Annotated in this window: 17 protein-coding genes; all 17 read left to right on the forward strand. The window is 42.5% G+C overall.

What is annotated here, in order from left to right; all coding sequences use genetic code 11:
• The first annotated feature begins 93 nt into the window (after positions 1–93).
• The gene (locus tag H6G03_RS01450) at positions 94–3,573 is read left to right on the forward strand and encodes a two-partner secretion domain-containing protein (protein ID WP_190461323.1); all 3,480 of its coding nucleotides are present in this window, start codon (positions 94–96) and stop codon (positions 3,571–3,573) included.
• A gap of 104 nt (positions 3,574–3,677) precedes the next feature.
• Positions 3,678–6,302 (forward strand): CHAT domain-containing protein, encoded by a 2,625-nt coding sequence (locus H6G03_RS01455; protein WP_190461325.1) that lies wholly within the window; start codon positions 3,678–3,680, stop codon positions 6,300–6,302.
• Between the two features lie 247 nt (positions 6,303–6,549).
• Positions 6,550–7,338, forward strand: a complete 789-nt coding sequence (locus tag H6G03_RS01460; protein WP_190461327.1) for a DUF928 domain-containing protein — start codon at positions 6,550–6,552, stop codon at positions 7,336–7,338.
• A gap of 67 nt (positions 7,339–7,405) precedes the next feature.
• The gene (locus tag H6G03_RS01465; RefSeq protein WP_190461329.1) at positions 7,406–9,649 is read left to right on the forward strand and encodes a CHASE2 domain-containing protein; all 2,244 of its coding nucleotides are present in this window, start codon (positions 7,406–7,408) and stop codon (positions 9,647–9,649) included.
• The gene (locus H6G03_RS01470) at positions 9,633–10,808 is read left to right on the forward strand and encodes a glycosyltransferase family 4 protein (protein ID WP_190461331.1); all 1,176 of its coding nucleotides are present in this window, start codon (positions 9,633–9,635) and stop codon (positions 10,806–10,808) included. The genes H6G03_RS01465 and H6G03_RS01470 overlap by 17 nt, the downstream gene beginning before the upstream one ends.
• 7 nt (positions 10,809–10,815) lie before the next feature.
• Entirely contained in the window at positions 10,816–11,622 is an 807-nt protein-coding gene (locus H6G03_RS01475; protein WP_190461335.1) for a class I SAM-dependent methyltransferase, read from the forward strand.
• Between the two features lie 32 nt (positions 11,623–11,654).
• Positions 11,655–12,503, forward strand: a complete 849-nt coding sequence (locus tag H6G03_RS01480) for a glycosyltransferase family 2 protein (RefSeq protein WP_190461337.1) — start codon at positions 11,655–11,657, stop codon at positions 12,501–12,503.
• 126 nt (positions 12,504–12,629) lie between these two features.
• On the forward strand, positions 12,630–13,292 hold the full coding sequence (locus H6G03_RS01485; protein WP_206756600.1) for an FkbM family methyltransferase: 663 nt from the start codon (positions 12,630–12,632) through the stop codon (positions 13,290–13,292).
• 39 nt (positions 13,293–13,331) lie between these two features.
• Positions 13,332–14,438, forward strand: a complete 1,107-nt coding sequence (locus H6G03_RS01490; protein ID WP_190461341.1) for a glycosyltransferase family 9 protein — start codon at positions 13,332–13,334, stop codon at positions 14,436–14,438.
• 200 nt (positions 14,439–14,638) lie between these two features.
• Positions 14,639–15,703, forward strand: coding sequence for an NAD-dependent epimerase/dehydratase family protein (locus tag H6G03_RS01495; RefSeq protein ID WP_190461343.1), 1,065 nt, complete (start codon positions 14,639–14,641; stop codon positions 15,701–15,703).
• A 61-nt stretch (positions 15,704–15,764) separates the two neighbouring features.
• Positions 15,765–17,096 carry a glycosyltransferase gene (locus tag H6G03_RS01500; RefSeq protein WP_190461345.1) on the forward strand — a complete coding sequence of 444 codons (1,332 nt, stop codon included), beginning with the start codon at positions 15,765–15,767 and terminating at the stop codon, positions 17,094–17,096.
• Positions 17,097–17,234: 138 nt separating this feature from the next.
• Positions 17,235–18,302, forward strand: coding sequence for an NAD-dependent epimerase/dehydratase family protein (locus H6G03_RS01505; protein WP_190461346.1), 1,068 nt, complete (start codon positions 17,235–17,237; stop codon positions 18,300–18,302).
• A gap of 486 nt (positions 18,303–18,788) precedes the next feature.
• Positions 18,789–19,796 carry a hypothetical protein gene (locus H6G03_RS01510; RefSeq protein ID WP_190461348.1) on the forward strand — a complete coding sequence of 336 codons (1,008 nt, stop codon included), beginning with the start codon at positions 18,789–18,791 and terminating at the stop codon, positions 19,794–19,796.
• A 47-nt stretch (positions 19,797–19,843) separates the two neighbouring features.
• Positions 19,844–20,947, forward strand: a complete 1,104-nt coding sequence (locus H6G03_RS01515; RefSeq protein ID WP_190461351.1) for a glycosyltransferase family 1 protein — start codon at positions 19,844–19,846, stop codon at positions 20,945–20,947.
• Positions 20,948–20,949: 2 nt separating this feature from the next.
• The gene (locus H6G03_RS01520; RefSeq protein ID WP_190461352.1) at positions 20,950–21,633 is read left to right on the forward strand and encodes a class I SAM-dependent methyltransferase; all 684 of its coding nucleotides are present in this window, start codon (positions 20,950–20,952) and stop codon (positions 21,631–21,633) included.
• A 3-nt stretch (positions 21,634–21,636) separates the two neighbouring features.
• Positions 21,637–22,764 (forward strand): glycosyltransferase family 4 protein, encoded by a 1,128-nt coding sequence (locus H6G03_RS01525; protein WP_190461355.1) that lies wholly within the window; start codon positions 21,637–21,639, stop codon positions 22,762–22,764.
• A gap of 58 nt (positions 22,765–22,822) precedes the next feature.
• A complete protein-coding gene (locus H6G03_RS01530; protein WP_190461357.1) occupies positions 22,823–23,506 on the forward strand; it encodes a class I SAM-dependent methyltransferase in 684 nt (227 codons plus the stop codon).
• Positions 23,507–23,517 lie beyond the last annotated feature (11 nt).

Genomic DNA, 23,517 nt, shown 5'->3' on the forward strand with positions numbered 1-23,517 from the left:
TGCTCATTATTGGTATTTAGCTATCAAAATGACTAAGATTGAGCAGAATTAGCTAGATTTTTGGCAACTGTATTTACCCCCAAAGAAAGATTTATGACGGCAGAGCAGCAAAGGAAAAACGGAACAAAATGCGCCTTATTTTCCCTATTTCCTCGTCCCATTACCTGGATGTTGCCTTGGACGTTCTTACTGTTCCCTTCGTTGATAATGGCGCAGATTGTCCCCGATAGCAGCCTGCCAGTCAACTCCGTGGTTACCCCTAACGGCGATACTAACACTATTACTGGCGGAACCAGAGCGGGTGATAACCTATTCCACAGCTTTCAGCAATTTTCTATACCCACCAACGGTACTGCCTTTTTCGATAACCCTGTAGATATCCGCAACATCATCACCAGGGTGACGGGTAGTTCAATTTCCCGAATTGACGGCTTGCTGCAAACTAATCCGAACGGTGTCGCCAACTTCTTCTTCCTCAATCCCAACGGCATTATTTTTGGGCCAAATGCGCGTCTGGACATCAATGGCTCATTTTTGGCGAGTACGGCGCGTAGCATCAAATTTGCCGACGGTAGCGAGTTAGGTACTAGCGTGGGACAAACTCCAGCTTTGCTGACAGTCAGCGTACCGATCGGCTTGCAATTCGCTCAAAACTCAGGCAGCATTACTGTACAGGGGAAAGGTGGCGTTCCAAATGCAGAGACTGGAAGTTTCGAGGGAGAATTGTATAATCCCTTACAAGTAAAACCGGGGAATACCCTCGCGCTGGTTGGCGGACAGGTGCAGTTAGATGGAGGGATTTTACAAGCGCCGGGAGGTCGAGTAGAATTGAGTGCGATCGCCTCCGGAACAGTCACATTAAATTCTGATTTAAGCTTAAAATTACCTGACACTACAACAAGCGAAACACCAATAGAGTTTAGCGATATTTTAATAAATAATGGTTCGGGAATTAATGTAATTTCCGATCGAGGCGGCAGCATTACCATCAACGCTCGCAATATAGATATTCTAGGCAATAATCTCCTCACTGGTGGAACAAGCAGAAATTCAGGTGTCGCCAAAGATAAATCGGGAGATATTTCCCTGAATGCGACCGGGACAGTCACGATATCTGCCAGCCGAATTGAAAACAACATCAATTTCAGTAGCAAAGGAGATGGCGGTAGCATTAACATCAAAGGGAGCGGTTCCCTGATTGTGAAAGATCATGGACAAATCGATACTGGCAACAATGGCGAAGGGGATGCCGGAAATATAATTGTACAGGTTGATAATGTCAATATAGATAACGCTAGGATATCGAGCAGTAACTATGGTGGTGGGAAGGCTGGATTCCTAGAGATTTATGCTAGCGATCGCATAAATATTGCGGATACTAATATTTCTAGCGATGCCTATGCAAACGATAATGCCAACAATACTTCTGTTCGTGGGGGAGCAGCAGGATATATTTTTATAACTGCTAAAAATTCGATCGCGATTGCAAACACCAAGCTCAAAGCAGAAAATTACTCTGGAATTGCCGAGAATAATCTATCTTCAAGCAATAATAATGACGAGGATTTTGAACAGCCAGGTTTTATTTATATGTTTGCTGGCTCGATCTCGCTATCAAATGAAGTTCTACTAAGTACTCAAACTTTTGGCAAGGGTACTGGCGGTAACATTGTGATTTTCTCGGACTCATTTTCCCTCACAGGTGGCTCGCGATTGGAAGCGACAACTTCTGGTTCTGGAAACGCAGGCAATATTACCGTAAATTCAACCGATAGCATCACAATTTCTGGTATAAGTCCATTCCAAGTAATTGAGAATACTTTTGAAGGCGGAAAATCTAGCGGTTTGTTTACCGATACCAATGAATCGATCGAAGGAAACAGCGGTAATGGCGGTAATATTGAAATCCAAACTGGCAAGTTAACAATATCAGATGCAGGGGTTTTGAGTGCCCGCTCGAAAAGTAATGGCAATGGAGGGAATATAAACATCTCTGCTAATTCTGTCACGATAACAGGTGGCGGACAAATTCTCACCATAACCTCCAACACTGGTACTGCTGGTAACATCAATATCAATGCTGATGACAGCGTTAATATTTCTGGCTTCGATCCAAATTATGTCGATCGACTTACTAAAGCACAGGAAGTATTGGAGGATGAAAAAACAGCCAAAAACAGTTTCGATCCCAATGGTCAAGCTAGCAGCTTGCAAGCCAGCACCTTTGGAAAAGGAGAAGCTGGAAACGTGACAGTTGACGCTGGCAATACCGTCACGCTTGCAGATAGCAGCAGCATCAACAGTTCTACTTCTGGACAAGGAAAAGCTGGAAGCGTATCTGTAAAGGCAGGCGATACAGTTTCGATCGCAAATAGCTCCATTTACACCGGCTCCAGCCCTCAAGAAATAGAAAATAAAAATGGCTCCGGTAATGGCGGTACAATTACAATCGAAGGCAGAGCAGTAGCTTTGAGCAAAACTCGGCTGGCAAGCTACACCTTTGGAGAAGGAAAAGCTGGCAATGTAGAGATTCAAGCTCAAACTTTTTCCTTGACAGATAGTTCGCTTGATGCAGGCAGCTTTGGAACAGGAGACGCCGGCAACATCATTATAAATATTGATGGCCCTGTAGAAATCACAGGTAATAGCACGAGAATCTATAGCGATTCCAACAATGAGGGTAATGGCGGCATCATTGATATTACAGCTCAATCCCTTTCCTTAAGTGATGGTGCAAGATTGACAACTGAATCAAATGTGCTTGGAAAAGCTGGAGACACAATAGTAAAAGTCAGCAATCTCCAGCTTGACAGCGCAACTATCTCCGCCGACACCAAATCGGGTCAAGGTGGAAACATTACCTTACAAGTAGAAGACTTATTGCTGATGCGAAACAAAAGTGAAATCACCGCCACCTCCGCAGGTAGCGGAGATATCCGTGGTGATGGCGGCAATATTACAATTAACACCAGCAACCTCGTCGGCTTGGCAAATAGCGACATCTTTGCCAACTCTAACAACGGCAGAGGCGGCTACATTCAAATCAACGCTAGGGGAGTTTTTGGCATAGCGCGACGGGAAGCACAAAGCGATACTACCAGCGATATCACCGCCAAATCCGAACAAGACCCCTCCTTGAACGGAGAAGTGACGATTAATACCCCCGATGTCGATCCCAGTCAGGGGTTAGTCGAGTTGTCATCTGATGTTGTCGATACGGAAAATCAAGTTGCCCAAAGTTGTCCCCGCACTCAAGGAAATCAATTTGTTGTTACCGGACGGGGAGGTTTGCCACCAAATCCCAAGAGTTATCTTAACAGCGAGGGCGTTTGGGTAGATCTGCGAACTGGGGAGAGCGAGAATGGGAGAGTGGGAGAGCGAGGAAATGGGGTAGCGGGGGAGCGGAGAAGCGGAAGTATTGATATTTTTCCTCTTTCCTCGATCTCTCTCTCTGACCAAATTGTCGAAGCCCAAGGATGGATGAGAACCGCCGATGGCAAAATAGTACTGACTGCCCAAGTGCCTGTTGCCACGCCTAACAGTCCTGCGTTAACAACACCTGGCTGTAAATAATATGGTCTTTTGAGCTTTCAATTTTAAATATTTTTGCCAAAATTGTGAAAACTCAAAAAAAATCGATATTTCAACTTCATCGTCAAATTAATTAAGTAAAATTCATGCTTAGACGTTTCCATTTTCTGTTGTTTGGTTTATTTATATTGTCGCTGGCTATCAGCGTATCTTTACCAGCAATTTCAACTGAAAGTAATGGTTATTTAAACCAGGAAAACAAATCAGTAGAGAGTTTAGTTAATTCTGCCAATGATGGCGGCAAGGCAGAGAATTTGCTGGAACAAGGCAAACAATTTTACCAAGCGGGACAATTTAGCAACGCTGCCCAAGCTTGGCAGTCAGCCGCATCAAATTTTGCAGATCTAAAGGATACGCTAAATCAAGCAAGGGCATCGACAATGCTGTCGTTAGCTCTTCAGCAACTCGGACAGTGGCAGTCAGCAAAAGAAGCCATATCAAAAAGTCTCAATCTCCTCAATAATTCACAAGCCAAAAATCAAAACTCAGCACTGATTTTAGCTCAAGCATTAAACGCCAAAGGGAATTTGGAATTGGCGCTGGGAAATGCGGAAGAAGCTTTGGCTATTTGGCAACAAGCTGCTGCTACTTACACTAAAGGAGGCGATCGCGCAGGTGCGATCGGTAGCCTGATTAACCAAACTCAAGCAATGCAGAGTTTGGGCTTGTATCGTCGTGCTTCCACTACCTTACAAGAGGTGGAGCAAACCCTCCAAAAAGAGCCAGACTCCCTGCTCAAATCCATAGGATTGCGGAGTTTGGGTAACGCCCTCAGACAAGTCGGGGATTTAAAACGCTCCCGCGAAATATTGCAACAAAGTTTGGAGATTGCCAAAAGATTGCAATCCACGCCAGACATCGGCGAAACGCTACTGAGTTTGGGCAATACATCTCGCATCCAGCAAGACGCAGCAGCGGCGCTAAAGTTTTATCGAGAAACTGCTAGTACATCTACTTCCGAGCTTACGCAAGTACAGGCTCGACTCAATGAACTAAGCCTTTTGCTGGAGCAAAAGCGTTTAGAAGATGCCAAAAGTTTGTTTGGGCAAATTCAGTCGCAGGTGAGTAATTTACCAGCGACGCGAGCGGGTATCTATGCCAGGATTAACTTAGCTCAAAGTATGAAAAATTTGTTAAATAAAAATGATTTGCCGGATGCGATCGACAACGGCAAACTGACCAAAGATATGGCACAGTTGTTAGTAACATCTGTCCAACAAGCGGAAAGCCTCAAAGACGCACGAGCAAAAAGTTACGCTCTCGGCAATCTGGGCAGTTTGTATAGAGAAAATCAACAATGGTCAGATGCAAAAGAATTGACAGAGGAAGCTTTATCGATCGCGCAGGCGATTAATGCCGGGGATATTGCTTACCAGTGGCAATGGCAATTGGGACGACTGCTGCAAAAGGAAGGAAAAATAAAAGATGCGATCGCCGCCTACACCGAAGCAGTCAACACCTTACAATCCTTACGGAGCGACTTAGTAGCGATCAATCAAGACGTACAGTTCTCCTTCCGAGATAGCGTCGAACCAGTTTACCGAGAGTTAGTAGGACTGCTTTTACAACCGGACAACCAAAGCCAGGAAACCACAATTCAAAATCGCATCATGCAAGCCCGTAGCGTCATAGAATCTCTACAACTGGCAGAATTGGACAACTTCTTTCGGGAATCTTGTTTAGACAGCAAACCAGTACAGATCGATCGAATCGATCGCACTGCCGCAGTCATTTATCCGATTATTTTGGCAGACAGATTAGAGGTAATTCTCAGCATACCGGGGCAACCCTTGCGCCACTACGCGACAGCAATGCCAAATGACAAAGTGGAAAGCTCTATAGACCAGCTGCGCCAATCTCTCAGCCCGGTTGCTTCTACCTCGCAGCGTTTGCGCCTTTCTCAACAATTCTACGATTGGTTGATTCGTCCGGCGGAGGCAGATTTAGCCAAAAACGGAATTCAAACTTTGGTGTTCGTACCCGATGGCTTGATGCGTAATCTGCCGATGGCAGTCCTCTACGACGGTAATCAGTTTTTGGTGGAGAAGTACCGCATCGCCGTCACTCCAGGACTGCAACTGCTAGAGCCCAAAGCTTTGATGCAGCGCTCCTTCCGGGTGCTAACTGCTGGACTGACAGAAGCTCGTCAAAACTTTTCGGCGCTACCTGCGGTAAAAACGGAATTGAGCCAAATCAGTGCGGAAGTGCCAAGTACTGTACTCTTAAATGGGCAGTTTACCAGCAACGGCCTCCAAAAAGAGATTAAGGAAACAGCTTTCCCGGTCGTTCACTTGGCAACTCACGGTCAGTTTAGTTCCAATGCTGAGGAAACTTTTATTCTCACCTGGGATAATAAAATCAACGTCAAAGAGTTTGATGAATTACTGGAAGTAAGATTGAAAGGCGAACCGAAACCGATCGAATTGCTGGTTCTGAGTGCCTGCCAAACCGCGACAGGAGATAAACGAGCTGCCTTGGGACTGGCGGGAATCGCCGTGCGGTCTGGGGCAAGGAGTACGATCGCCTCTTTGTGGTCGGTCAACGACGCCGCCACTTCCGAGTTGATGGCTCAATTCTATCGAGAGTTATCTCAAACAGGGATTAGTAAAGCCGAAGCTCTCCGCCGCGCTCAGCTAAATCTGCTCAAAAATACCGCTTACAAGCATCCCTTTTATTGGGCACCCTTCGTGCTGGTGGGAAATTGGCTCTAGAGCTAATATACTATGTTTGAAAGTAACATCGTATTAGGTAAAATCACTAAATTTATGGGGTTATAGCGGCGGGTGTTGCGAAGAAGCTATCGATCGAAAGCTGGATTTATCCACTCAAGCCGCCCCTAAGCTCAGGCTGGGTGAGTCAGTCCTGAGAAAATAATCAGAAAAGCTGAGATTCTACTAAATATGCGAAACCAGAGTTTAGCTTTTAAAGTCAATTGACTGGGATGCAATTTTACCGAATATGAATGTGATTAAGTTACCCTTAACTCTCAGCACCCTGCTGGTGGCTGTAGGTTTACAAACCGCGATCGTTCCCAGTTCGCCAGCCAGGTTAGAGGCGCAGTCCGATCGGCCCACCATAACCCAAACATCCGCCAACAGCTGGGTAGTCAGTCAAACATACGTACCCCCGAACCGACAGGCACCGAGTACAACTGTGGGAGGGGCAACGCGGGGAAAATGCGTGGAGTCGGCAGAGTCTCTGAGAGCTTTGATGCCTTCTAATAACTTGTCATTGACGACCGCAGAGTATCCGACACTATATTGGTATATTCCTCGATCCACAGCAAAGGCATTGAAATTCGAGCTGCGAGATGCCAATGAGAATACGTTGTGGACAAAAACTTTTACAATTCCTGCTACTTCGGGTATTATCAGCTTTACCCTACCCAAAAGTGAATTACCGCCTTTAATAGTGGGCAAATCTTATCATTGGTATTTCAAAATGCTTTGTCTTGATGGTAATTCAACAGATCAAAGTGGGAATGCTATTGTAGACGGATGGATCGAGCGAACTGAACCCAGCCCAACTTTGGTGAAGGATCTGGAGAAGGCGACACCGAGCGATCGACCGGCCTTATATGCAGCAGCAGGCATTTGGCAGGACTCGCTCACAACCTTAGTTGAGCTACGCCGCGAAAATCCTGACGACTCTACGCTGGCACGTCAGTGGGAAAAACTCCTCAAGTCAGCCGGACTAGATCCCGTAGTCGAAAAGCCCCTGGTTGATTGCTGCACAGCCAACAGGTGATTGGTAAAGGTCAAAAGTCAATTGTACAAGCCAATTGCCAATTACCGATTAGCAAAGTGGTAGGTTTATGTGGTCTAAGCTGAAACGGCAAATTTGGGAATGGCGCGGAGTATTAATTACAGCTCCAAGTGTGGCTGGATTAATAATACTTTTGCGCTTTGCCGGATTTTTGCAGCTATTGGAATGGTCGGCTTACGATCAATTTATTCGCCTCCGTCCCCAGGAGCAACCAGACGATCGCATTGTGATTGTCGGAATTACCGAGACAGACCTAAAAACATTAAAGCAGTGGCCAATTCCCGATCGAGTCCTAACTAAATTACTCAATAAAATCAAACAACAGCGACCAATAGCAATTGGTTTGGATATCTATCGCGATTTGCCTGTCGAGCCCGGAAACAAAGAATTGGTGCAGCTGTATAATTCCACACCCAATTTGATTGGCATCAAGAAAATGGTTGGCGGTGTGAGCGGGCCAGCAGTAGACCCACCGCCGGCGCTGCAAGCGAAGAAACAAATTGGGGCTAACGATTTGCCATTGGATACGGATAGCAAGATCCGTCGGCATTTCCTGTACATTTCAAAACGTGACGAAACCATAGAGAGTTTGGCGCTGAGATTGGCTTTTATTTATCTTGAGGCAAAAGGCATCAAACCTAAAGGCGCTGCTGAAAATCAAGATTATTTGCAATTGGGTCAAACGGTGTTTGTTCCTTTTGAGGCCAATGATGGCGGCTATGTAAGTGCTGATGCCAGAGGATATCAGATTCTGCTAAACTATCGCGGGCCGGCTGGTACTTTCAAGAGCGTGTCTTTGATGGATGTACTGGAGAATCGCATCCCGTCCGACTTGATGCGCGATCGCATCGTGATGATCGGCTCAACGGCAGACAGCCTCAACGATCTCCTCTACACTCCTTACAGCAGCAGTATCATCGGCATTCCCAAGCGAACTTCTGGAGTGGAAGTTCACGCCAATCTAACAAGCGCGATTTTGAGCGCCGCACTAGAAGGTCGTCCCTTAATCAAAAGTTGGCCAGAGTGGCTGGAGTGGCTGTGGATTTTTGCTGCTGCCGCTATTGGTGCTATTTTAAGTTGGATACGCCGATATAAGGGAGGTGTGGCCAAATTTTCCATCCGGAGAACGGCTAGTATGCTGTTGGCAGTGGGAAGTATAGTGTCGATCGGCTACCTATCATTCCTGCAAGGTTGGTGGATTCCTGTAGTTCCGCCAGTACTGGCTTTTGCAGGATCTGCGATGGCCATTACCAGTTATATTGCCCGTACAGCAGGAGAAATTCGCAACACTTTTAGTCGCTACCTTACCGATGAAGTTGTAGCCAGTTTGCTTGAGTCACCCCAAGGATTGAAGTTGGGCGGCGAGAGACGTAAAATTACAATTTTAATGTCAGATTTAAGAGGATTTTCCGCCGTATCCGAACGTTTGCCACCGGAAACAGTTGTTTCGATGTTAAACATCTACCTGGGGGATATGGCTGATGTGATTATGAAGTACCAAGGCACCATTGACGAGTTCATCGGCGATGCCATTTTAGTCATTTTTGGTGCGCCGACAAAAAGAGAAGATGATGCCGAAAGAGCAGTTGCTTGCGCCATAGCTATGCAGCTGGCTATGGATACTGTTAACCAAAAGAACGATCGCTTGGGCTTGCCCAGAATAGAAATGGGTATTGGCATCAACACAGGTGAAGTTGTAGTCGGAAATATCGGTTCATCGAAACGCGCTAAATATGGTGTAGTTGGCAGTCATGTCAACCTCACTGCTCGCATAGAATCTTACACATTGGGGGGCGAAATTTTAATTTCCGAGGATACTCGCAAAGATGTAGGTGACATCCTACAAGTAGATGGGGATTTCCCAGCACAGCCAAAAGGGTTTAACGAGCTTATCACCATTTATGAAGTAGGAGGTATCGATGGGAAGTACAACCTCAAACTGCCCAAACAAGAAGATTTACTCATCAAACTAAAAGACGAATTACCCGTACAATATGGCGTTCTGAAAGATAAGCATTTAGATGGCAGTACGTCCAAAGGAACCTTAGTTAAGCTGTCAGCCAAAGGTGCTGAACTGCACTCAGATATTATGCTCAAAGCACGAGAAGATAATATTAAGATGAGCTTCTTAACTGGCTCGGATAGAACGACAATAGTAGGAGATATTTATGGTAAGGTTTTGAGAAAAAATAAATATGAAGAAAATAGTTATTACATCGTTTTTACTAATATTTCACCGGAGGCAAAAGCGATAATTAACCAAATTTATAATAATTATGGAAAGACAAACTGAAAAACAAATTAAAGTCTTGAGCCTGAATCATTACATAATGGGGCACGCTACTTATCAGAATATATTGGAAAAAACATTTCAAGAACATATACAAAAAATTGAGTTTAACTCATTGCATTTACCAGATTACTTCAAAGGAGATTTCCTGGGTAGAGTTGTTTACTGGCTGCTGAGCAAACAGCTACCTGGGGCTCAGAAAGTAGATTATGACTTTCATAGATTTCGGACTGAGTTAGCTACTTCCTTCTTTGCGCGTCGCTGTTTAGAACGCGCTTTAAAAAATTACCAGCCAGATGTTCTTCACCTTCATACCCAAGCAATTGCTTACCTTGCCGCTCCCCTATTAAAAAAGTTTCCCTCTGTAGTTTCAATAGACAACACCGCAGCGTTACTCTCAAGGGATCGACCATTTCCATCTCCTATTACTTGTAGACCGATCGTAGAAGTTGAGCGTCAATGCTTTAGAGCAGCAGACCATATCATTACTTGGTCAGAACGAGCGCGACGCTCTGTAATAGATGATTATGGGATTTCACCAACAAAAGTTACTCATATTCATCCAGGTGTGCCCTTAGAGCTTTTCTTTGGCATAACCCCTAAAGAAAAATCTATTCATAGTAAGCCTCGGCTGCTATTTGTTGGCAATGACTTTGTACGTAAAGGCGGAGAAGATGTCCTAGCAGTCTTTATGGAATCTCTAAGCGATATATGCGAACTTGATATTGTTACCAATGCTTTTGTAAACTTAAGTACTACAACGAATGTCAGAATCCATCGAGGTATTGGTGCATTTTCTCCAGAAATTATAAAATTATATGCAGCAGCAGATATATTTGTGATGCCTACTCATGAGGAAGTATATGGAATAGTGTTTACAGAAGCGATGGCAGCGGGTTTACCTTGTATTGGTACTAAAGTTATGGCAGTGCCAGAATTAGTGCAGGATGGGGTGAATGGGTTTACGGTGAAACCGCGCGATCGCACAGCGTTGCGAGAAGCGCTCCTTAAATTAATTAACGATACCAATCTCAGATTATCAATGGGTCAAGCAGGCAGAGAAATTGCCAAAAAACAATTTGATGCACTTATAAATTGCCAGCAAATTGCCAAAATTTTTGCCAATTTATCATCTAAAAAAAACATTAATTTTCAGGAATAAGTCTACAATGAGCAATTCTATATGTATTTGCGGATCGGAAAAATTTGATATAGTTATTGAAGGTAATTATTCTTATTTTCCTGTCAATGGAAAAATCGTGACATTTCAAGCACTCAAATGCTTGTCATGTGGATTGGTTATGACAAACCCAGCGCCTGTAGAAGTTGATAAAGATAGCGAAGTAAAAATACATGAAGACGACTATATCAATTATCTGGAAGAGAGTGCCTATAGAATTAACCAATTAAAGCCGTATTTAAACGACTCTACAAAGATACTAGAAATAGGCTGTTACACCGGTAAGCTAGTGGAAATGGCTGCACAGCTTGGAGTCAAAGAATCTATTGGAATAGAACTATTAAGTAAAGCCGCAGCTTATGGCAGGAGCTTAGGTAGAGATATCAGAGATATGCTTCTGGACGAGTGCAACTTTCCATCTAACTACTTTGATATAATACAAGCTCATCACGTACTTGAGCATATCCCCAATTTGCAAGAAACATTAGATGAAATTTCGAGAGTCCTTAAGCCAAATGGTATATTTTATGTAACAGTACCGCGATACAACTCTGTTTTTGTCAGGTCTGCCAATTGGGCAGGATGGTATCCTCAAGAACATTTTTGGCATTTTACAGAAAAGACTTTAATTGAGTTACTCGCTAAGCATGAATTGGAAATATCTAAATTTTGCTGTCCCATACATCATGCTACTAAAAAAGATAAATTTTACGGAGTAAAAAGAATGATGAAATGGGGAGTAAAAAACTTAAATATGGGAGATACGCTAGAAGCTTTTTTTTATAAAAAAAGTTAAAGAAGGCAGAGATGAACTAATCTGATAATTTTATGGTGCATAAATCGCCTGAAATCAACTTAAGTATAGCCTTAGTAACTCGAAACAGACCGGAGAGTTTGGATCGTTGTTTAAAAAGTTTGCGATCGCAAAACATTCAACCTTTTGAAGTAGTAGTTTCCGATGATTCCGATCCTGAATTGGCACCCAAAACAGAAGCAGTGGCAAAGTATTGGAACTGCCGCTATATTATTGGGCCTCGTCACGGTCTTTATGCGAATCGAAATTATACTGCTTTAGCTTGTCAGGGTACGCATATTCGCACGATGGATGACGATCACGTATTGCCAGATGGACATATGGAGCAGTGTATGGTAGCTGTTCGCTCCGATCCCAAATCTATCTGGACAAGTGGAGAGATAGGTTTTATCAATGGGGAGTATTGTGGGATTTCTCCAACAGCAAGCCAATTATACCCATCTGGAGTAGCTGGTGAAGTGACAGATGTTGATGATAATTGGGCGATCGCTGATGGCGCTACAATTTATCCCAGGGAAGTTTTTGACCGAGGACATAGAATGGTGGAGTGGTTTCCCTTTGGATCTAGCTACTTAGAGTTTGGAGCTTACCTCTACTACCACGGCTTTCGCAGTCGTTGCGTTCTCGGTGCATTAATTAAACACTATGCTGATGAAACGACTGTGAAGCGACAAGACAACATCAATGTCATTGAAAGCCAGCTTTATGCTAGTCTTTGTTTCAACCTGTTCTTTAAACCTAATCCAGCACTTGCTGTCAGATATAGTTTTGCATCGCTACGCTACTCGAATTTCAATCAAGATTTATTGTGGAAGTTACCTAAAATTATAGCCAAAGTAAAAAAGCGCTGGCAGAAAAATTAAAGGTAAAGTTGGGAAGCTGTAAATTCTAGTAACCACGTAAAAGGAGTAACAATGAAGACTGTAAAAAAGATAAACTACTTTAAAAATCTCCTGTTGCGCTCCAATTTTAACTACTATAGAATGGCGATGGCTCGTCCGCCTTATTGGATTGCAGCGAACGGCAAAACTTGTCAGGTATTTGCTGGTAACGATTTGGGGTCGGCAACTTGTTACGGAGAGGTAATTGTTCAGGATTGCTATGATATTTTCAAATGGTCAAAAGACTTAAATCCATCAGTAATTGTAGATATTGGTGCGAATGTAGGGATGTTTAGCAAGCTTTGCAGCTTACTGTTTCCCGATGCTGATATATATGCCTACGAACCAAATCCAATGGCATTAAGTTGGCTTGAGCAAAATGCAAAGATGACTAATATCAAAGTATTTCCTTATGCGGTTACCGATCGCACAGGAGTCGTCATGCTGGATACGAAATCTGATTCTACAAATGGGCAGATCGGTGCAGAAGGTAACTTACCTGTCAATTGTATAAGTGCCTCTGAGGTGGCGTCAGGGCGTAAAATCGATTTGTTGAAGATGGATTGTGAGGGGTCGGAGTGGTCAATATTCCAGAATACCGAACTACTCAAACGCACTCAAAACTTTTGTATGGAGTATCATTTATTTGATAAACAAACCATTCAAGAGCTACAAGAGTTAATTGAAAGATCGGGTCATCGGATTGTCCGCATATCTCCCCAAGAAAATTGGCAGAGTACGGTAGGTATTCTTTGGTCAACACAGCTATAAAATTATTTTTTTAGCCTATAAAAATAGGTTTTTATTTTTATGTCATTGAAAAGAAGTGCGGCGGAGGGAATGGTCTGGTTGGTAAGCAAGATGATAACCAACCATAAAAATATACCAGAAAAAATCAAGTCAATTTTTGTTTTACGAAACAACGATATTGGCGATCTATTAGTAATAACTCCGCTTTTTGAGGCTTTAAAGCTGCGGTTCCCCGATGCTGATATTGTGGCTGGTGTAGGCGAGTGGAACGTGGAAATTCTGAAGCTGAATCCGTATATTTCAGAAGTAATGACAGTTAACGCGCCCTGGAACAATAAAGTCATTCCTAACCAAAGTTTATGGGATGCTTTCAACTATATTGCTTTTTCATCTGAGAGTGAGGAGTTGGCAAAACGGCGTTTTGATGTCGGTATTGATATTTTAGGAAGCTATTTTGGTTCGTTGCTGATGATGAGGACGGGCATACCCTATCGTTTGGGGGTACGGGGATATGCAGGCGGACACACAGCAACGCAAAAGTACGTGCAATTTGATGAGTGGCAAAACGTTGGTCGTGCAGCTCTGCGTTTTGCCGAACTGTTGGGTGCGACGGAATTGCCAGAGTGCAGACCGCAAATATTCCTGAGCGAGAGCGAACTCCAGGCGGGCGAGCATCGGTGGTCGCCCAAAGGCGATCGAGCAGATCGACGATTACAGCGCATCGTTATTGGGCCAGGGGGAGGTTTTGTCGAGAAGTGCTGGCCGTTGGAAAACTACGTAGCTCTGGTAAAAATGCTGACGCAGGGAGACAATCTAGAAGTTATTATCGTTGGGGGAAAGCACGATCGCTCTGCCGGTCAACAATTAAGCGCAATTTCACAGGGGGTGCGGAATTTAGCTGGAGATCTGACACTAAGGGAAACTTTCGCTTTAGTAGCTGCTGCTGATTTTGTCGTCTGTAACTCCAGTATGTTGATGCACGCAGCTGCTGCTTTCTCCATACCTACGGTTGTTTTGCTTGGGGATTGTTTTCCTTCGACTAAACAGCACGCGGCATTGTGGGGTTACGATCGAACGTGCCATATATATGGTAAAGAGAGCGATCGCAACGAACTTTATAAGCCGCCGGAGGTTATGGAAATTATCGCCAAGTTGCTCCGAAATTAATTTATAGCAACTGCTAGTTTAATCGGGCAGTCTCTATTATAATCAGACCACAGCAATGAATACAGTACGATCGAGGATTTACATCTGGCTCGTCAAATCAGCTACTACTTTCAATTATGGAGGCATAAATTTATGAATTAGCAGAAATTGCGAACGGATAAGTCGATTGAAGTTATTTTTTAGAGATAGGTAAAGCAGAAATGTCCATTATTCTTGTAACGGGTTCAGCTGGTCTGATTGGTTCCGAATCAGTACGTTTCTTTTGCGAGAAGGGATATACAATTGTCGGCATAGACAACAATATGCGGGAGACGTTTTTTGGTAAAGGTGCTTCCACAGAATGGAATCGCGATCGCCTCTCACAAGATTATGGGGAAAAATATATCCATCATTCTATAGATATTCGCGATCGAGAAGCGATCGAGAATTTGTTTAACACATACGGTAAAGATATTAGCCTAATAATTCACACAGCAGCCCAACCTTCTCACGATTGGGCTGCTCGCGATCCCTACACCGATTTTAGCGTCAATGCTAATGGCACTCTTGTATTACTAGAAAGTACCCGTCAAATTTGCCCGGATGCAGTATTTATTTTTTGTTCCACTAACAAAGTATACGGAGATTCGCCAAACTATTTGCCGTTGATTGAAAAAGAATTGCGTTGGGAAATTGAAGAAACCCACCCTTACAACAAGGGGATTGATGAAAACATGAGTATCGACCAATGCAAACACTCTTTGTTTGGGGCTTCTAAAGTTGCTGCCGATGTATTAGTTCAGGAATACGGTCGTTATTTTAGCATGAAAACAGCTAGTTTTAGAGGCGGCTGTTTAACCGGGCCAAGTCACTCTGGTGCTGAGTTACATGGGTTCCTTTCATATTTAATGAAATGCACTATGACCGGAACAGCTTACAAAGTTTTCGGTTATAAAGGCAAGCAGGTTCGCGATAATATTCACAGCTACGATTTGGTCAACGCTTTCTATCATTTTTACCAAAATCCCCGCGTAGCCGAGGTATACAACATTGGTGGAGGTAGGTTTAGTAATTGTTCTATGTTAGAAGCAATTCAAGAGTGCGAAGCAATTACCGAAAAGAAGCTGAACTGGGTATATGAAGAATCAAACCGAATTGGCGACCATATCTGGTGGATAAGCGATATTGATAAATTCAAAAGTCACTACCCAGAATGGAATCTAACCTATGGAATTACAGAAATTTTGAAAGAGATATTTAACCAGAATGTCAGTCGATGGGTTTAGCAGTCGATCGAGTTAACGATCTTAGAATTGACAATCATTGTTGTTTGGGGTATTTACAGCGATGTTATCAAAGCTACTTCGGAATCGCATATTGAAATTTATTATCGCAGGTGGCGTAGCAGCAACATTCAATTTGTTGCTGATGAATTGCTTGATCGAGTTCATGGGATTTGACACACCTATTTTACGAAATGTAGCGAATGTACTGTCGATCGAGATGTCATTGCTGTTTAGTTTCTTCTTATACCGAATTTTGGTTTGGCCAGGGGGGAATTGGACAGTTAGAGAAGTGTGGTTGCGGCAACTCCCTCTTTACCATATGTCTGCCGGATCTGCTATAATAGCTCGGATTTTTATTGTATTTCCTATTTTGGATTCGCTCTTAATCGATTATAGAATAAATACTTTAGTGGGTGTATTGATAAATGCTTCGCTCAACTACTTGATTAGCGACAAACTGGTATTTAAGAGTCAAGTTAAAGACTCAAAATACCAGAATAAGGCAGAAACGGAGTCCGAACTATATTACCCAGAAGGTTTAGCTCCTGCATTGGAAAATAGCTCTAATTTACCAATGTACAGTGGCAGAGATAAAGGAGCTTCACTATCTACTAAAAATGGTAAAGTCGATGTTTTATCAGTGGTAATTCCCGCTTACAACGAAGAAGGATCTATTGTATATACGGTGGAATCCATCGCTCAGATGTTAGAAGAAAAAAATATTCCTTACGAAATTTTAGTTGTCAACGATAACAGTAGAGATCGCACCGAAGAATTATTGCAGCACCTCAGTTCCCAAAACGAAAAAGTACGTTATATCAACAACTATTATCCAAATGGCTTTGGTTTTGCCGTGCGTTGCGGGTTAGAAAATTTTCAAGGAGATGTCGTGGCAATTGTGATGGCGGATAGTTCTGACGAGCCTGAAAATATAGTTGACTATTATTATAAGTTGCAAGAAGGCTATGAGTGCGTGTTTGGATCGCGCTTTATTAAAGGTGGTAAAGTAATTGATTACCCGATTCATAAATTGATAATAAATCGGCTAGCTAACCTATTTATCCAAATACTATTTGGATTGAAATTAAACGACACAACAAATGCTTTTAAAATTTACAGAAAAGAGGTAATAGAAGGTGTTTTTCCACTTCTATCTCACCACTTCAATTTAACAGTTGAAATTCCTTTAAAAGCAATAGTTAGGGGGTATTCTTACACAACAATACCAATTATATGGCGCAACCGTAAAACGGGAGTTTCTAAGTTAAAAATAAAAGAAATGGGGAGCAGGTACTTGTTCATAGTCCTCTATATATTTCTGGAAAGAATGCTTTCTAGAGGAGATTATGTACGTAAGCGTCATGAGCAAGCTGGTATTAGGATAAAAGCTTAATATGCTAAAGTTAGGCTAAGGTTTTGAGATTGTATTTGAAGTTCCAATTTTTATGGAGTTTTTTTGGGAGGACAAATGTTTGTGAAAGCATCAAAAGATTTCTAGTTAGGCAGAAGTAAGAATATAGAGGTAAAGCAGGTGAGTAGAAAAGTTTTAATTACAGGAGGTTCTGGTTTTGTTGGTAGCTGTTTGGGGCTGGGGTTAGCGCAACGCTATCCTGACTGGAAAATCGCGGCTTTAGATAACCTGAAACGACGGGGTTCTGAGTTAAATTTGCCAAGACTGAAGCAGGCAGGAATAGAGTTTATTCATGGTGATGTCCGGAATAAAGAAGATCTCGATCCTGTGGCATTGCAACCAGACTTAATATTAGAGTGTTCTGCGGAACCATCGGTGTTAGCTGGCTATACTTCTCCTGGTTACGTACTCCAAACAAATTTAGTAGGAACTATTAACTGTCTGGAATTGGCACGACAGACTCAGGCAGATTTTATCTTTCTGTCTACGAGTCGGGTTTATCCGATCGCGCATCTCAATGCTTTAAAATTTAGAGAAACTGAAACTAGGTTTCAACTTTTGGATGAGCAGTCTTTGCCTGGTGTTTCGAGTCAGGGTATTTCAGAGGAATTTCCCTTAGACGGAGCGCGATCGCTCTACGGAGCTACTAAACTAGCATCAGAGCTGCTCATCGCTGAATATGCCGATGCTTATGGACTCAGAACTGTGGTCGATCGCTGTGGCGTGCTGACTGGGCCTTGGCAAATGGGGAAGGTCGATCAAGGTGTATTTGCTTTATGGATGGCCGCTCACTATTTTGGACGATCGGTCAAATATATCGGTTATGGAGGAACAGGTAAACAAGTGAGAGACTTCCTACACATAGCAGATTTATTAGACTTAATTGATATCCAAATTCAGAATTTAGATAAACTGAAAGGACAAACTTTTAATGTGGGAGGTGGAACAGAAAATACACTTTCTCTTTATGAAACAACTCTGCTTTGCCAAGAAATTACCGGACAGCAAATTGCCATTACCCCAGTACCCGATAACCGCACAGGAGATGTTCCTATTTATATAACAAACTCCAGTAAGATTATGCAAACTACTGGATGGAAGCCTCAACGAAATGCTCAAACCACTTTAACTGATATTTATCAATGGATTTCTGAATACAAGCATATAGTTAGTAATGTTTTTGCGTAGTTATATAAATTAATATTTAACCTGATGATTGCACAGCATACTTACTCTTTGAAAAAATTTATCCTGACAGTAGCAATACCTATTGCTGCCATTTGGTCTATACTATTTTTGTTGGGATATCCCTTACCCTGTATAGACGATCTTTTCTTTACAGGCGCAGCGATTAACTTATCCAAAGGAGGGGAATTTACCAACCCGTACTTAGAAGCGTGGAACTCAGCATTGAGTAGCGGTAAATTCTACTTTCAACCTCCTTTTCACTCTTATACTTTAGCTGGGTGGCTAAAAATTGCAGGTATTAGTACAACTAGCTTACGGTTATTCCAGTATTTATGCTACAACACATTCTCTTTATCTTGTGCGCTGCTACTAAGATTTTACGGGTTTCCCAGACTTACTGCAATTTGTGCAACTGTTCTGTTCGCGGCATGGCACTGTAACTCCAACCCTTACTATAGTACAGGTTTCCGCCAAGATGCTCTGGGAATGGCTTTTTTAGGGTTAGGTCTATGGCTGCTCACAGGGGACAACTGGTGGCGATACTTTCTGGGTTTTAGCTTTGTTGAAAGTGCTGTTTTCACTTCGCCGATTACCTCTGCCTACGGATTTTCTTTTGGCATAGCTATCTTAGGGATAAATTCGATCTCTACAGGTAGCCCAAACAATATTAATACTAAGTATATTCAGACAAGAGTTTTAGCGCTTTTAGCAGCAACCGCCCTAATTTTTACTCTCTTTTTACTGTGCATTAATTTTGAAGTGAAGATTTTTCTGTCAGACTTTCTTCTTCATGCTTCTTGGCGACAAGCTGGAAGCATTAAGGGAATTATTTTATTTTTTAAGTTGATGACAGAGTACTATGGCCCTGTTTTGAACGTACCCAGTTACATTTTATTTTTATTAATAGCTATAATAGTTTTTCAAAAAAGGCATTTTATTCCCGTATACTTAAAAATTTTATTTGTTGGGCTAACTACGGGGATGGTTTTAAATATGTTCCTTTATGGTTTAGCTTTGTGGTTTAATTTTTTCTTTGTTTGGCTTGGAATTGTCTGCATAGTTTCTAAGATTGGGGGAGCAAAACAGAGGTTATATGCAGCTATAATGGTACTGATAATTTATTTGTCCAGTCAAAGCTTAAATATCATATCTTTGGCAGGAAGAGAATATCTGCCGTCAGCAAAATACCAACAAATTAGAGAAGCTTTCCTAGCTAAACCAAACAGAAAATACGCTATAGATGAAGTAGCAGCTAGGTTTGTGTTTGACTATAAATTGCCTAAAAATTCTATAGACTTGACTTTTATGGGACCAGTTAATGCCCCTCTACTCTCAGCAAAAGATAAGCCATCCGATGTTACGTGGATAGCTAGTACACATCGGCTAGCAATGCAATATCCAGAATTGAACATAAAGTACCCAAGAGTTGAATTTTTAGGCCGCAGTTTCAACTCGCTACCAAAAAAGCCTTTTGAACTTACAGTGATTCCTTAATAAGGAATTACGGTTTGTTAGTGGTAGCTCGATAGTAGAAAGTAAAAATGACGACCTCAGCCCAAGTTACTTGCATCACTCCCGGTCTTCCTCCGGCGATCGATGGAGTCGGAGATTATGCCCTTAATGTGGCTAGGCAACTCCGCCAGGATTTTAGCATAGAAACGCATTTTATTGTGGGCAACCCGTCTTGGGCTGGCACAAAAGAAATCGATCGATTTGGGATCGGCCAGGTAAGCGAACGTTCTGTCGATCGTCTGTGGTCACTGCTGGATAGTAACAGTCAGAAAACGGCTACAATTCTTTTACACTACGTTGGCTATGGCTATGCTAAGCGAGGCTGTCCTTTTTGGTTAGTTAATGCCTTGGAAAAGTGGCGAAAAGTTAACAATAATGGCTCTTTGGTGACGATGTTTCACGAACTTTACGCCACAGGGCCAATATGGGCAAGTTCGTTTTGGCTGTCCCCGGTGCAAAAAAACTTAGCTGTGCGGCTAGCGAGATTGAGCGATCGCTGTCTCACCAGTCATCAAGGCTATGCCCAAATCATACACGAGTTAAGCTCCGGCAAACATTCTCAAATCCCCGCTATTCCAGTCTTTTCTAATATTGGCGAACCAAAACAAGTCCCCCCCCTAGCACATCGTCCTCGCTCTTTAGTGGTTTTCGGCAGTTCCAGCAATCGTCTGCGAGTTTATCAGAGGTCGTTATCAAATCTGGTATTGACTTGCCAACAGTTGGAGATTGAAGAGATATGGGATGTAGGGCCACCTACGGGTCTCGATCTCTCCAAGATCGATGGGATACCAGTAGTGGTGATGGGTAAGAAAACGGCAGCGGAGATTAGCGCGATCCTATTAAATTCTGTAGCTGGATTTTTTGACTACCATACCCAGTATTTGGCTAAATCCGGTGTTTTTGCTGCCTATAGCGCCCACGGAACGATTCCGATCGGCATTTTCTACAATGCTTTGCAGATGGATGGTTTGGAGGCGGGGAAACACTACTGGCTAGCAGATCGTCCCACAGCAAGGCTGAGTTTGGAAGTCGGGCAGGCGATCGCAGATAATGCCTATACTTGGTATCAAAGCCATAACTTATCGGTACAAGCGAAAACCTTTGCCACACAACTGTTGAGCCAAAATAATTAAGTATGGATGGATCTCTGGAAACCCAGCATCAGCTAGCAGCACAAACCAGTGGCGGTATTAGTAGCGATCCGGTCTACGCAGCGTTTGAACGGGTATTGATACAGCTCGATCTCAAAGGCGATATTTTAGATTTTGGTGCGGGTACGGGAAATTTAACTCGGCGGCTGCAAGCGTTAGGTCGCTTTCGATCGATTAGTGCGATCGATATCATCCAGCATTCTCCCCAAGTTGATGATTCTATTAAATTCCTGACCGGAGATTTAAATTATCCCACCGACATCCCTCCCGAAACATTTGACGTTATCGTCTCAGCAGAAGTAATCGAGCATTTGGAAAACCCCAGAGCAGTTGCACGCGAATGGTTTCGATTGCTCCGTCCCGGTGGAACTCTGATTTTTAGTACACCCAATAATGAAAGTTGGCGATCTTTATTGGCTCTTCTATTACAAGGACATTTTGTACTTTTTGGTGATAGTTCCTATCCGGCACACATTACCCCACTTCTACGGAAAGATGTCGATCGCATCCTCAAGGAAGCTGGCTTTTCTGCACCCAAATTTATTTTTACCGATATTGGTGGTATTCCTAAGTTTCCCTCACTCCATTGGCAAACCATTTCCGCAGGACTGCTCAAAGGGTTGCGTTACAGCGATAACTTCCTGGCAATTACCCAAAAACCCACATGAAAGATGAAAATTCTGCTTTACTCCTCAGTTTTTTGGCCTTCTACAGGTGGCGTTGAAACTATCACCGCCACTTTAGCTGAAAATATCGTTAATTTGGGGCATGAATGCCTGGTTGTTACCGAAACGCTTGCCAAGCCAGATGAAGAGCCGCCTATCTATAAAGTAATTAGAAAACCTACGCTCAAAGAACGTTTTGAACTTACCCGACAATGCGATTTAGTACATTCTAATGGTGCGAGCGTAGCCATGTTTCCCTTCGCAAAATTAAACAATAAACCTTTTATCTGGACACACAATGGCTACCAAGTGTCCTGTATTGATGGGTTGGGCTGGGTGGATGGCGAACCCGCTCCCATAACTCCCTTAGCTTCCATAAATTATCATTGGAAAAAAAATGGCTTAAGTTATGTTTTAAAAGAGTCAGTAAAGTTATACATTAGGCGCTATGTTGCGGACAACGTAGATTTAAACATCGCCTGTTCAAACTGGGTAGCTAAACGACAAACTTGCAAAAATCAAGTGGTCGCTCATACACCTTATTCCTTAAATAAGTTCAAAGCTGCCAAAAACATCCAAAATCACCAATATGATTTTATCTACGTTGGACGTTTGGTTAGCGAAAAGGGAGTTCCCGACTTAATCCGTGCATTTCACTTGTTGATTTCCGAGCCAATCCATAGTACTAAAACCCTGGCTATAGTCGGTGACGGAAATATAAGACCTTCTCTAGAAAAGCTTGTTCGGGAACTTGGATTGGTAAATAATGTGTTTTTCTTTGGCTCTAAATCGGGTAAGGAATTAGTGGAAATTATCGGTAAGTCTCATATTGCCGTTGTTCCTTCAGTCTGGGAAGAACCATTTGGAGGAGTAACATTAGAACTTTTAGCCGCTGGCAAAAATATGATTGTTTCTGAATTCGGCGGACACGCAGAATGTGTAGGAGATGCGGGACTCAAATTCAAAAATGGAGACGATCGCGCCCTTTATGAATGTATGATTAAACTGCTCGAAGATAGGTCTTTAGCTGAAAAACAACTTGAAAGCGCGGCTGTTCAACTCGATGCTTTTGATGAAGTAAAACTTACCAAAATATATCTTGAACTGTATGATAAAATAATTAGTAAAAAATAAATTGAATTACGTTAACTTCAATGTATTATATATTGACATTCGGTTTCAGGAGAGTGCAATGCTAAGCACGAGTTCGCACGATCGGCCAAGTTTTGCCTACGACAAAGATTACTATATTTCTCATTACGGACGAGTATTCACCGATGAAAAATACTATAATTTGCTTTCTTTGTATTGGCAAGAGGCAATTTTTTCGGCGAATCATCTTGATGTTAACCTTTCTGTTTTGGATTTTGGTTGCGGGTTAGGTCAAGTTTCAGCAGCTTTACCAAATGTAGCATTTTTTGATTTTTCCGAGTTTGCCATAAATTTTCTGAGACAGCGCGGCCAAAAAGCTTTTGGTAGTATAGAAGAAATTCCGCAGAATCATTTTGACCTTTTACTGTCATCTCATTCTCTCGAACACTCTCCTACTCCAGCCGATGACTTGAAAAGATTTCACCGCTATGTGAAACCAGCAGGTAAATTAATCTTGATTCTTCCCATAGAAGTAAAATTAAACCCCTCTCTGGAGCCTGATAACGACCAACATTTTTATTGTTGGACATTTCAGACAATTACTAATCTTCTCCTGCATTGTGGCTGGCGTCCTATTCGTCAAACTAAACTGTATGGCCCTTTTCTTTTAGGCAAACTTGCGTCAACCTTTTCTGAAGAGCGAGCGGTTAAAATTGCCTATTCTTTGGGACTTTTAAAGAAAAACTACCAATCACTTATGACAATTGCTGATTCGATGATTTAAAAGAGGGGTTA

The sequence above is a fragment of the Aerosakkonema funiforme FACHB-1375 genome, assembly GCF_014696265.1.
Taxonomy (GTDB): Bacteria; Cyanobacteriota; Cyanobacteriia; order Cyanobacteriales; family Aerosakkonemataceae; genus Aerosakkonema; species Aerosakkonema funiforme_A.